Source organism: Mycobacterium sp. BK086 (genome assembly GCA_004362315.1).
Taxonomy (GTDB): Bacteria; Actinomycetota; Actinomycetes; order Mycobacteriales; family Mycobacteriaceae; genus Mycobacterium.
On record SNWL01000003.1, the window covers coordinates 870,376 to 882,544 of the forward strand.

14 protein-coding genes are annotated in these 12,169 nt (G+C 62.2%); all 14 read right to left on the reverse strand.

Going from position 1 to position 12,169, the window contains the following annotated elements:
* Positions 1-10: 10 nt before the first annotated feature.
* Positions 11-673, reverse strand: a complete 663-nt coding sequence (locus EV580_RS04205; protein ID WP_133689856.1) for a hypothetical protein — start codon at positions 671-673, stop codon at positions 11-13.
* A 53-nt stretch (positions 674-726) separates the two neighbouring features.
* On the reverse strand, positions 727-1,680 hold the full coding sequence (locus EV580_RS04210; RefSeq protein ID WP_133689857.1) for an MlaD family protein: 954 nt from the start codon (positions 1,678-1,680) through the stop codon (positions 727-729).
* A complete protein-coding gene (locus tag EV580_RS04215; RefSeq protein ID WP_286171441.1) occupies positions 1,677-2,702 on the reverse strand; it encodes an MlaD family protein in 1,026 nt (341 codons plus the stop codon). The genes EV580_RS04210 and EV580_RS04215 overlap by 4 nt, the downstream gene beginning before the upstream one ends.
* Positions 2,699-3,667, reverse strand: coding sequence for an MlaD family protein (locus tag EV580_RS04220; RefSeq protein WP_286171442.1), 969 nt, complete (start codon positions 3,665-3,667; stop codon positions 2,699-2,701). Before EV580_RS04220 ends, EV580_RS04215 begins: the two co-directional genes overlap by 4 nt.
* A 125-nt stretch (positions 3,668-3,792) precedes the next feature.
* Positions 3,793-4,713, reverse strand: a complete 921-nt coding sequence (locus EV580_RS04225; protein WP_133691034.1) for an MlaD family protein — start codon at positions 4,711-4,713, stop codon at positions 3,793-3,795.
* Positions 4,714-4,760: 47 nt separating this feature from the next.
* The gene (locus EV580_RS04230; protein WP_133689858.1) at positions 4,761-5,765 is read right to left on the reverse strand and encodes an MlaD family protein; all 1,005 of its coding nucleotides are present in this window, start codon (positions 5,763-5,765) and stop codon (positions 4,761-4,763) included.
* The gene (locus EV580_RS04235; protein WP_133689859.1) at positions 5,762-6,874 is read right to left on the reverse strand and encodes an MlaD family protein; all 1,113 of its coding nucleotides are present in this window, start codon (positions 6,872-6,874) and stop codon (positions 5,762-5,764) included. The genes EV580_RS04230 and EV580_RS04235 overlap by 4 nt, the downstream gene beginning before the upstream one ends.
* Positions 6,875-6,883: 9 nt before the next feature.
* On the reverse strand, positions 6,884-7,735 hold the full coding sequence (locus EV580_RS04240) for an ABC transporter permease (RefSeq protein WP_133689860.1): 852 nt from the start codon (positions 7,733-7,735) through the stop codon (positions 6,884-6,886).
* Positions 7,735-8,553: an ABC transporter permease gene (locus EV580_RS04245; protein WP_286171443.1), complete on the reverse strand. Its 819-nt coding sequence runs from the start codon at positions 8,551-8,553 to the stop codon at positions 7,735-7,737. Before EV580_RS04245 ends, EV580_RS04240 begins: the two co-directional genes overlap by 1 nt.
* A gap of 990 nt (positions 8,554-9,543) precedes the next feature.
* Positions 9,544-10,233: a tRNA (guanosine(37)-N1)-methyltransferase TrmD gene (trmD, locus tag EV580_RS04250; RefSeq protein WP_133689861.1), complete on the reverse strand. Its 690-nt coding sequence runs from the start codon at positions 10,231-10,233 to the stop codon at positions 9,544-9,546.
* 1 nt (position 10,234) lies between these two features.
* Positions 10,235-10,765 (reverse strand): ribosome maturation factor RimM, encoded by a 531-nt coding sequence (rimM, locus tag EV580_RS04255; RefSeq protein ID WP_133689862.1) that lies wholly within the window; start codon positions 10,763-10,765, stop codon positions 10,235-10,237.
* Between the two features lie 14 nt (positions 10,766-10,779).
* The gene (locus EV580_RS04260) at positions 10,780-11,022 is read right to left on the reverse strand and encodes an RNA-binding protein (protein ID WP_005148848.1); all 243 of its coding nucleotides are present in this window, start codon (positions 11,020-11,022) and stop codon (positions 10,780-10,782) included.
* The gene (rpsP, locus tag EV580_RS04265) at positions 11,019-11,510 is read right to left on the reverse strand and encodes a 30S ribosomal protein S16 (RefSeq protein WP_133689863.1); all 492 of its coding nucleotides are present in this window, start codon (positions 11,508-11,510) and stop codon (positions 11,019-11,021) included. Before rpsP ends, EV580_RS04260 begins: the two co-directional genes overlap by 4 nt.
* A gap of 173 nt (positions 11,511-11,683) precedes the next feature.
* On the reverse strand, positions 11,684-12,100 hold the full coding sequence (locus EV580_RS04270) for a nuclear transport factor 2 family protein (protein ID WP_133689864.1): 417 nt from the start codon (positions 12,098-12,100) through the stop codon (positions 11,684-11,686).
* Positions 12,101-12,169: the final 69 nt, after the last annotated feature.

The following is a 12,169-nucleotide window of genomic DNA, read 5'->3' on the forward strand; positions in this document are numbered from 1 at the left end:
TCGCGGGTCGTTACTTCGGCCCCATGGCAGAGCCGATTCCGCCAACGTCGGTGATCTGCCAGTTGCCGTTGCTGTCGATCGTGGTGCTATAGGTCGCCGTCGACTGCAGTGCCTCCGGCGCCTGGACGGTCTTGGTCTGGACGCTGACGAAACTGTCCACCACGTAGATGCCGCCCGTGCTCGACCTCACCTTGGCCACCAAGGCTTGTGCGGTCGAACTCCACTGCAACGGCACCAAGACCTGTTCCATGGAGGTGCCGGCTTCGGAAAGCTTCTTGCCGAGCTCCGGGGAGGTCCCAGCCACAAGTCTGACCTTCCAACCCTGCAGGTCCTTGTAATCCATCGTCGCGGCATTGACCGCATAGTCGAGGGCAATCTTCTCGGCTCGTGCGTCGTTGGACTTTCGGGTAGCTTCAGCCGTAAGTTGCTGGCGCGCATCGACATAGAGCCAGCCCATTGCCGCCGTCGCGGCTACCAGTGCCACGATCAGTCCACCGACGATCAGGCCTCGCAGGCTGACCGACACCGACTTTGATTGACGCTTCGGCTTCGCCCCGCTGGTCGATGTCTCTGCGTTTGTCTCGTTTGACTGGTTCGCATTCGACTCGGTCGTGCGCGCCTCGGCGGCATCCGAATCGAGTGTCTCCTGCACTTCAGTGTCATTGATGGTCATCTCGAACCTCTCTTGGTGTGTGCCCTAGAGCAAAACTGTTGCGCGCGTGTGATTCACGGCCTGACGCGGAGGGTGATCATCCCGTCAGCCGGTACCTGGTCGAGGAAGTTGTCCAGAATCTGGCCGCTGTCGAAGTTCATGAGTGTCGCCGCGATGGTGTTGAGTTTCGGCTGGAATGCCTCACCCAGCACTTTCAGGTCGCCGCCGTTGTTGTCCAGAAGGCCCTGTACGCGATCCAACAGGTATTTCAGCTGCCTGACGCCGTCTGGATTGTCCCGCGAGAAGAGGATGGGCAGATGCTTGAAGAAGTCCTGCCAGTACAAGCCAAGTAACGCCAGATTGGGGGTGAAAGCCGTGAGATCAGGATTGATCCACTCCGAGTTGCGGATCAGCGTTCCGAAGTTGCTCAGAAGTGTGCGTCCCTCGCCGTTCAGGCTATTGAGCATGTTGTTGAACAACGTGGTAGTCCGAGACAGGTTGGGAAGCACTCGCACCGGGTCCGGTAGGGCGGCATCGCCCTCGGCGATGATGCGTTGCAGAGCGCCGGGTTCCATCTGATTGAGGATTCGCGTAGCGGTCGTTGCCAATTCGGAGACCGACGCCGGCGCCATCACCGACTCCGTGGAGATGCGTTGGTTGTCCTTCAGAAACGGTCCGCCCTCGCTGCGCGGCACGAGCTCGATGTAGGACTCGCCGAGCGCCGACAGGTTCTGTAGTTCCACCTTGGTGTCGACGGGAACCTCGTACTGGCCCCCAACCCAGAAGTCGATGGATGCCGAGTCGATGCTGGTGCTGGTCTTGACTACCTTGCCAACGGGCACACCACGGAACAGCACGTTCGAGTCGGGAACCAGACCGTTGATCTCGGGCACGTTCATGGACAGGTTGGTTCGGTGGGACGGCGGGCTGACGCGCAGCCCAAGCGAACCGAAGTACCACAGCGCGATCGCGACGATGACCGCAAAGACCAGATAGGAGATGACGTCTTTGATCTTTATCGCGTTCACGGCATAGCCCCTAGGATCCGCAGCACTTCCTGGACGTTGCCCGATAGCTCCCGACCGTCAGGCCCGATGATCGACTGGATGTTGATGGCCGGATACTTGTCGGTTGGCAAGAACATGTCGGTGAAGATCCTGCGGTACTTCGGTATCTCCGTCTCGCCGGCCACCTTCGACTCCTGCAGCGCGCCAACGGAATCCGCCAGCGAATTCAGGAAAGGAACGAGCCAGTAACCACCGAGAGTGATGCTGCCGATTCCGGGCAGGACGGTGCCCACGTAGTTCCCCACGCCGATGAAGTGCTCCCACCCACGTTGCCCCGTCGGTGAGAACAAGTACTGCAAGTCCGGTGTGCGGTCGTTCGCAACTGCTGCAGTCTCCGCCAAACCATTGAGTGCCTGGTCGACTGAATCGAGGTTGTCCGCCAGCGCCGAAAGGTCGGTTTTGATGCGACCCGTCAGAACCCTCACCTCGTCGGTAGGCGGTGCGATCCGGTTGAGGCGAATGATCGTGTTCTGGGCCCGCTGAATCGATCCGCTGGAGACGAAGTTCGCCAGGCTGGCAATGGTGTCTTCCAGCTGCGGCGGGGACGTGGTCTGCGAAACCGGAATGGCTGCACCGGCTTCGAGTGCTGGTACCGGCGCGGTTCCCGCTGACGGCGTTTGCGTGGCGTTCGCCGTCGGTCGCTCGAGCGCTACGTAGATGTCGCCGAGCACCGTCGCTTGCTGCAGCACGGCGTGAATGTCGGAGGGAACCACGACACCGTGCGCCATCCGCGCCGTCACGTCCACGTCACGATCAGTGAGAGCCACGTGGGACACGACTCCGACGGTTACCCCGTCCAACACCACCTTTGCCCGCTCGGGAAGATTGAGAACGCTCTCGAACCGCATGACCAGGTCGTATCCGTCGTCGTATGACGGGCCAGGCTTTGGCAAGGCGTCCACACTGATGGCCGCGCAGGACGAGACCGAGAGGACGGTGGCCGTCGCGGCGGTGGCGGCGACCAGCCGGGTTCGCAATCTCACTTGTTCGCCGCCTGGGTCAGCACGTACTGAAGCAATGCGACGTCCACGGCGTAGGGCGTGCCCTTGACGTTTGCGCAGCTACCTGGCAGGGACGCATTCATGATGTTGCACGCAGCGACGCCCTCAGGCGCGCGTAGGCGGTACGTCGGCGGCCGGTAGTGCAACGTGAAGTCGTGGTTGTTCGACATGTTGATCAGGCCGTTGATCACGCGCGGCGTCACGTTCAGCAGGCTCGCGTAGAACGGGGCGCGTGGAGAGGCTTTCCTGAGGACAACCGAGACCGCGTCGAGCAATTGCTGTACCTGCGGGCCCAACTCCTTCTCGATGCCCTGTGCCGCAGCGATGATGTTGATGATTCCATTGAAGGCGTCGTCGGCGCCGAGGATAACTTCGCGCAACTCGCCCCCGACCGGAGACGCCAGGTTGTCGAATACCTGCCGCGTCGCCGGGTTGAGGTCGTTCAACGTGCCCGTCAACTGCCCGAGGTTGCGGGTGATGGAAGCCAAGTCACCGATGGCTTGGTCGGGAGAATCGAACACCGAGGACGAGGTGGCCAGCAGCTGGTTGACGTTTGGCCCCTGATTGCGAGCCGCCTCGTCGACGCCTTTCACGAGATCGCCGACGTTGTTCGATCCTGCCGGGTTGATCGAGTTGAGAAAGTTGGTCGACGCTCCGATGACCTCGGAGAGGGTCTTGGGAGTCAACGACCGGCCGAGGGGGATGCAGTTCCCCGGGCGTAGGTGATCACTCTTCTCGTAGTCGCCGACGAGTTCAAGGGCTCTGTCCGCCAGGATCGAGGTCGACCTGGTGACTGCCTTGGCATCCGCCGGAATGGTTTGTCCGCCATCAATTTTGAAGTCCACTCGGACGGACTGAGCTGACGGAGTAATGGACGAGACCTCCCCGATGGGATACCCCAAGTGGGTAACGGGGTTGCCGACGTACAGCCCGACGCTGTCGGGCATCGTCGCGCAGTAGTCGGCGGCATCCGACTTGGTTGACGACGAGCACGAGGCACCCCCGAGTACGGCCGCCAGAGCTACCGACACCGGCAAGACTCGCCGGAACGGGGGCAAGAATGACGAAGGCATCAGCAGGCACTCCCTGGAGTCGGCACGCACAGGTCGGTCGCCAACAGTCCCGGGTCTGCGTTCTGCGCGTTGAGGATCCGGTCGAACAAGTTCTGCGTGCGCTTGAGTGCCCGGATGGTGAGCCCGTTACGCTCGACGAACAATCGCCCTCGGTACAGGAAGTCCCGCACCTTCTCGATGAACTCCAGCCGGTGACCGTCGTAGAAATCGCCGAGCGGCTTGAGAGCTTGCAGGACATCTCCGAGCCCATGCAGCGTGTCGGAGAAGCCCTTGTCGTAGATCTCCAGGGTTTGGGTCACGATCGACAGTTTCCTGACGAGCGACACGAGCTTGTCGCGATAGTCATTGAGCGCCGTGATGTATTCATCAGAGAGATCCAGGATCTTGGTGATCTGGCCCCGCTGCCGTTCGACCGTCGACATCAACGCGTTGCCAGCGTCGATGGTCGCCGCGACCACCTGGACATTCGTTCCCGTCAACCCCGTCGAGATCTGATTGAGCGATTCGTTGACGGGCTTGGTGTCGACCTTCTGGGTGACCTTGGTGGTGTCGACGAGCGTCTGCATCAGGCTGTACGGCATGGTCACGCGCGACAGCGGAATGATTGTTGAGCCCAAGGGCGTGTTGCCCATCGAAGCGACATTGACGTAGTAACCACCCACGATCGTGAGCATCCGCACGTCTATCTGCGACTGATCGCCGACGAAGGCGGTGTCGTCGATCTTCGCCGTGACGAGCACCTGGTTCGGTTCCAGTTTCAGATTGGAGACCGTCCCCACCTTGATGCCGGCCATCCGCACCTCGTCGCCGGCGCGTATCGCATTGGCGTCATCGGTGTAGAAGGAAACCAACTGGCCCTTACCCGGCGGGTTGACGTATACGTACGTCAGGATCATGCCGACGATGACCGCAAACACCATGGCGGTTACCCCCCAGGTTAGGGGGTTGCGCAGCACCTCTTTCGAATTCAGCGATTGCACAGCACCACCCGCTGCCCGTTCAGCAACACGTCCATCGTCTCCGGTAGTTGGAAGTTGCCGCGCGAACACGGCTCCACGGCGGTGCCGTCGTCACCCGGTGGCGGGATGTTCTCGTTGATCACCGGCACCAACTTGAAGGCGTCAAAGAAGTTGTCGAGATTGCTGAATGCTCGGTCGAGTGAGTCGTCGACGTTGATGCCATTCCTGAACCCAGCGTTGTGCAGGAGGCGTACGACGGGATCGAAGAAATCCTTGCTGTACAAGAAATCCTTGCGAAACTCGTCCAAGATCATGCTGACCTTGTCGACGGGCTGATTCAGCAGGTCGATCATGTGAATGAATCGTTGAGAATTGCCACCGATGCCGTCGGCGACGCGAGACAGGTTGTTTATCAGCGTCGACACCACCTGCTGGCGATCCGTCACGAACTCGGTCAGTTTGCGGATGCTGTCCAAGAGGGGCGCCAATCCGCTTCCGTCGCCGGTGAGGAACGATGCCGCATTGCCGGTGAAGGTGTTTATCTCGTCCGGGCTCAAGGTGGCCAACACCGGCTGCAGACCATTGAAGAGGGCCGTCACGTCGAACGACGGCTGGGTCATCGATGTGGGTATCTGCGTTATGAGGTCGCCGTCCCGATACCCCTCGGCAGGATTCGTGACATCCATGTAGCGCACACCCGTCAAGGCCTGGAACTTGATGGCCAGCCGCGTGTCTTTCACGATGCCGTACTTGTGATCCAAGGTGAACTTGACCTGCGCGACGTTTTGTCCGTTGGCCCGCGCAAGGTTGACCGAATCGATCTTGCCGACCCGAACGCCACGGACTCGCACGTCGCCGTCGGCATGGAGCCCGGAAGCGTCGGTGTACTCGGCAACGTATGACCGCGTATCGACGGCTACCGGATTGATCAGGGTGTTCGACAACAGGATGAAGAGGAAGACGGAGACCCCCAAGGCCACCCCGATCCGCCATGCGGCTGCTCTTGGACTCATGGCGTCCTCTCCGTGGCAATTCCGATCGGTGCCGCGACACCCGGCAGGCTGTCTAGTAGGAGCCGGACCGAAACTGCGCGCTGATCTCCGTTGCCGGCGTAGAGCCTCTCGAAGCGCGAGCGCAATTCGGCGAGCTTCTGCGCGACGTCGCGTGGGCGCAGCAGGACGGGCCCGGTGTCCGTCAGTGCCTTGAGCCCCGAGATGAGTGGGTAGAGATCGTCGACGTGACTGGCGACCAATCTGCCGACGGACTTGAACAGGCCGTTTTGAATCGCATCCAGGGACTTGTCGAAGTGCTCGTCGTAGTACTCGTTGGGTATGTCACCCAGACTCGGGACCGTCACATCCTTGAGATACGGGTAGCTGAGCTTCGGGGTGCTCGACTCCGCCGGCGACCGAGTTTGCCCAGGGTAGTAGCTGTAGTCCTGGACTCGCCTGAGTCCGATGATCAACTCATTGGCGAACGGCGGAACGGCGATAAGCGCCGACCCCAGTCTGCCGACCTGTTCTTCGGTGGGTTCGGTCTGCACGGCTTCGACCGCCCTCGTTATCGTCACCAGCGACTCGAATAACGGGTTGAGTCCGTCGGTGTATCGGGTCACGCGATCGATCACACCGACCAGCTGCGGTGTCAGAGAAGCCTGCGAGACGTCGCCCAGCTGATAGAGCAATTCAGCGAGGGTGAAGTTTCCTGTGGGCACCAGGGTCAGCTGGCTGCCGTCGCGGAGGGCTTGGCCGCCGGCCTTCGGAATCAGGTTGATGCCCGGCACGCCGAAATAGTTGATGGGCCGGTAATCGATGCCCACCTCACTCGTGAGGCCCCTGGTGGGTTCGGCCTGAAGGTCGGCGGCGAGCCGCACCTCACCACCGGGGGTGTTCTTGACGTTGGTGACCTCGCCGACCTTTACGCCGTGCAGGACGACCGACGTCCCTTCCTGCACGCCCTGGCCGATGTACGGCGTCGTGATCGCAATCGAGTAAAGCCCCCTGGCCCGTCCACCGAACGGGTTGAGGATGGCGACGATTAGGGCCAGAACGATGAGCAGCACCACACCACCACCGATGCCCAGCAGCACCCGCTCCTGGTGCTGGTCTGATCCTCTCAACATGAGCAGCCCTTATCCCTTGAAGATGAACACGGGCTGAAGGCCCCAGATGAGGATCGACGTCGTGAGGTCCAGGACGACGATCGTCACCAAACTGGCACGGACCGCGCGACCCGACGCCATGCCGACACCGACAGGCCCCCCCGAGGCGAAATAGCCGTAGTAGCAATGGATTAACGTCACCGCCACGCAGTAGACACTCACCTTGATCGTCGAATAGAGCAGATCCATCGGAGACAGGAACATCACAAAGTAGTGGTCGTAGGTGCCGGCGTGTTCGCCGTTGAACAGGACCACAACCAATTCGATCGTGTAGAAAGTGCCTATCAGCGTCAGCAGGTAACCGGGCACGACGCACGTCAGCGCGCCAATCAAGCGGGTGCCCACGACGAATGGGATTGGCCGCAAACCGATCGCTTCGACGGCGTCGATCTCCTCGGCGATGCGCATGGCACCGATCTCGGCGGTCATGCGAGTGCCCGCCTGAGCCATGAATGCGATCCCGGCGACGATGGGGCCAAGGACGCGGACGGCACCGATGCCGCTGATGATGCCGGCCAGCGGCCCAAAGCCCAAGATGTTCAGGACCGCGAGCGCCTCGATTCCCAAAGTGGCACCGGTCGCAGCACCAAGCAGGAGCAGGACGCTGATGGTCCCGCCGTCAACGATCATCGACCCTCTGCCCCACGCCATATTGATCGTGGCCGCAAGCGTCTGCCGGCTGTACCGACGGACCGTCAGAGGTAGGTAATAAAACACTTGACCGACGAACAGCACCCACTGTCCAAACCCCCGCACTGGGGTCTTCGTTGCATCGAGGGCGGCTGAACCGGCCCGGCCGAGGACTGACGACGGTGCCGCCATCACGCCACCGCCGTCGGGAAGAACATAGTCGAAATCTGCGCAATGACGAGGTTCGCGAAAAGGATCAGGATGGTGTTGATCACGACCGCCGCATTCACGGCGTCAGCCACACCTCGCGGGCCGCCCTTGGCTTCCATCCCTCGCATCGAGGAGATGATTGCCACGATGGCGGCGAAGACGAGGCCCTTCCCGATCGCGAAGTAGACGTCCGTCATCTTGGCAAACGTGCCGAAGGATTGCCAAAAGCTGCCTGGCGCAACACCGCTGACCGTGACCGATAGAAGGTAAGCCGACGCCGTACCCGACACGATGATGACCAACGTCAGGATGGGCGCGATCAACAGCAGCGCCAGAAATCGCGGCACCACCAGCCGCCGGATGGGGTCGACACCTAGCACCCGCATCGCGTCGAGTTCCTCGCGAATGGCACGTGCCCCGAAGTCCGACGCGATGGCCGAGGCCGCTGCCCCGCCCATCAACAAGCCGGCGGTAACGGGCGCGCCCTCCCTCAGCACACCCACCCCGCTGGCCGCACCCAATAGCGCGGTGGCGCCGACCTGGGCGACCAGACCCGAGACGATGACGGTGACAATCCCGCCGATCGGAATGGCCATCAACACTGCCGGCGTGGCGGTCACCTTGAACAGCGCCCAGGCTTGCCAAAGAAACTCCCCGACTGGCAGCCGCAAGGTGAGGGTGTCCGTGACCGCGTAGCGGACCACGTTGACCGCCATACCGACGCCGCGACCGGTGGTACCGGCGGCGTCTACCGGCTTCTTGCCGAGGTTCGATACCTTTCGACCGGCCGCGTGGAGCACGGAAGGTGCTCGTGGCGGCGCGTGACTAGCCAACGTCGATGCTCCTCTGCGCGGCACTTGTGGCCATCTGCACTTCCTGTCCGTCGACCGACATCGGCTGTGAGCCTGGCCATTCCGATGCGACTTGAAGAGCCGATCGTATTAACCGTGAGATTCAGGTATTTTTTAGTCGCACAGTCTCAAAATGTGATCTCAGATTAGTGGTGGCCGTCACAGCTTGTCAATCATTAGTCGTGGATCACCACGAGAAGCTCACCCGTTCGGGAACTTTCGGCGCAGTATCGGCAGCGACGAAAAGCAGCGCTCAAGTCAATTGCTTAGATTCGCTTTGGAGACAAGGATTTACGACATCGTCAAATCTATAGTAAAAAACATTCGCCGCATCGGGGGCGATTGGATGTCAGTTGGCGTCATCGTGACATCGGACGATTGCCCCGTCGGACGGCAGCTCCTTGCGATTCGAGATAGGTGCGACAGAGACGTCATTACTTAGCGCACCAATCCAATACTTCTGTCGTCGAACAGGTTACGAGGAACCATCCCGGCACTCCGCGATTGTCCGACACCTAGGACGAGTCGATATCTGGGTCGCCCTTGATCGGATCACGCTGAACCTCAACAGATTTCGACGGGCGTCGAGGTATATTGCGCGATCGCACCTTCGCCGTTATTTGACCGCTGCGTCAATCAGCCCCCTGGCTACCCGCTCTCTCCGCGCAGTATGGAAAGACATTGCTCCACAGAATTATTCAGACGGCGTCCGCGGGTGGCTCCGCCACACTCCTGGTCGCCGTCCGGCGCGCCCACCGCCTACGCCGATAACACCCCTGCGCTGACTCAAGCCGCGGAATGGCACGCAGACCGTGGCAATCATTACCGCCCCTAGCGATCAACACCATGGACGTTATCAACCAGTGGTACTACGACTCGGTCGTGGTGGGGTTTACGGCCAGCCAGCCTGATGACGACCGACTGCCCCAAGACCGCTGACTAGTCTCTGAGCAGGTCGGGGCGACGCTCCCGGGTTCGCTCCAGCGCCTGTTCGCGGCGCCAGGCAGCGACTTTGCCGTGGTCACCGGACAGCAGCACCTCGGGCACCGGTAGCTCACGCCATACCGGCGGGCGGGTGTAGCTCGGCCCCTCCAGCAGACCGTCTACCTCCGGCGAGTGCGAATCATCTTGGTGTGAGCGCGGATTGCCCATCACATTGGGCAGCAACCGGACCACCGCCTCGAACATCACCAGGGCCGCCACCTCGCCGCCGGCCAGCACGTAGTCACCGATCGACACCTCTTCGACCCGCATCCGCCTGCGCGCGTCCTCGGCGACCCGCTGATCGATGCCTTCGTAGCGGCCGCAGGCGAACACCAGGTGCGACTCCCCCGTCCAGCGCTGGGCGTCGCTCTGGGTGAACAGCCGACCCGCGGGTGTCGGGATCACCAGAAGTGTTGACTCGGTACAGATTTCGTCGAGGGCCGCACCCCACACCGGCGCCTTCATCACCATGCCGGGACCGCCCCCGTACGGCGAATCATCGACGGAGTGGTGCACATCATGGGTCCAGCGGCGCAGGTCGTGCACCTCGACATCCAGGATGCCCGACTCAATAGCCTTGCCGGGCAAGGACTGTCGCAGCGGCGCTAGATAGTCCGGAAAGATCGTGACGACGTCAACGCGCATCTCAACTCAAGCCGTCCAGATCCAAAAGCCCCTCGGGTGGCTCGATTTCGACGACGCCGTCGGCCAGCGACACCGATGTCACGATCGCTGCGACGAACGGCACCAGCACTTCGGCACCGTCGGCGTTGCGTACGGCCAACAGCTCCCCGCCCGCGGTGTGCAGCACCTCGGCGACCGAGCCGAGAGCGCGGCCGTCGACCGTGCGTACCGAAAGCCCTTCGAGCTGATGGTCGTAGAACTCGTCGGGATCGTCGATCTCGGGCAGATCGGCGGTGTCGACGACGAACAAGTTGCCGCGCAACGCATCGGCGGCGTTGCGGTCGGAAACCCCGTCGAGCCGGACCAGCAGGCGGGCGCCGTGCGGACGCGCCGCCTCGACGACGACATCCCTGCCGCCACCCCCGCGGGAAGGCTTGAGGTGCAACCGATTACCGGGAGCAAAGCGCTCGTCGGGGTCGTCAGTGCGGACGTCCACCACCAGTTCGCCGGTGATCCCGTGAGCTTTGGCCACGCGTCCGACGACGAGCTCCATGGCGACCTACTGACCTACTGGTCGGTGTCCACCACGTCGACGCGGATGCCCCGGCCGCCGATACCGGCGACCAAGGTGCGCAACGCGGTCGCGGTGCGACCACCGCGGCCGATCACCTTGCCGAGATCCTCGGGGTGAACATGGACCTCAACCGTGCGTCCCCGCCGGTTGGTGACCATGTCGACGCGAACGTCGTCCGGATTGTCGACGATCCCGCGGACCAGATGCTCTACGGCGTCGACGACGACCGAGCTCATTCTGCGGCGGCTTCAGTGGCTTCGGCGGCCGGCTCGGCAGGAGCCTCGGCAGCGGCTTCAGCAGCCGGCTCGGCCTCGGCGGCCTCGGCCTTCTTGGCGGGCGCCTTCTTCTTCTTGAGCTGGGCAGCCTCGCCAGTCGGGGCGCCATCGGCCTCGGCCAGCGCGGCGTTGAACAGATCGAGCTTGCTGGGCTTGGGCTCCTTGACCTTCAGCGTGCCCTCGGCACCGGGCAGACCCTTGAACTTCTGCCAGTCACCGGTGATCTTCAGCAGGTTCAGGACGGGCTCGGTGGGCTGGGCGCCGACGGACAGCCAGTACTGGGCACGCTCGGAATCGATCTCGATCAGAGACGGATCTTCCTTGGGGTGGTAGCGGCCGATGACCTCGATCGCACGGCCATCGCGGCGGGTGCGCGCGTCGGCGACAGCGATGCGGTACTGGGGATTACGGATCTTGCCAAGCCGGGTGAGCTTGATCTTGACAGCCATGAACTAACTCCTTGGGTATCACGCTGCAATTCAGCGAGCCGGCGGAAGTGCCGGATCCGGTTTTGCCTCGCGTGCGTGACCAGCCTGCGACCGTGGTCGCGGGTCGGACAGCCGCCCATTGTGCCAGAGGAGACCGATCAGGTGTTAATCGCGCACAGCCGCGACCGCCCTGTTCAGACCACCTTCTGGATGCACTTGCTTTCCACGCGCCGCGTCATCCGCCAGCCCTCGGCGGTGCGGATGAACGCGTCGTCGTACCAGAGGCCGCAAAACATCACCTGGCCGTTGTCCCCGAGCGCCATCGGGTTGAACAGGATGGTGCGCGACGTCGCGGAGTCGCCGTCGATGCGGATGTCGAAGTTGCCGAGCATGTGAAAGTAGGCCGGGAAATTGGGCAGCACCTCAGCCAGCCACGCTTTGACATCGGGAAACGTGCCCGCGATTCCGCCGAGCTCGGTGTAGTCGATGTGGGCGTCGGGCGTGAAGACGCGATCCAGGTCGTCGAACCGGCGACTATCGATCGCGGTGGAGTAATCCACCAGCAGCTGCTGGATCTCCAACCGATCCGAAATCTCTTCAAGACTCAGCATTCGAGTGATTCAACACCGCTGCCTCGGGCCCCGGTGGGGAGGTCCACGCCAGTGGGACAACTCCACTAA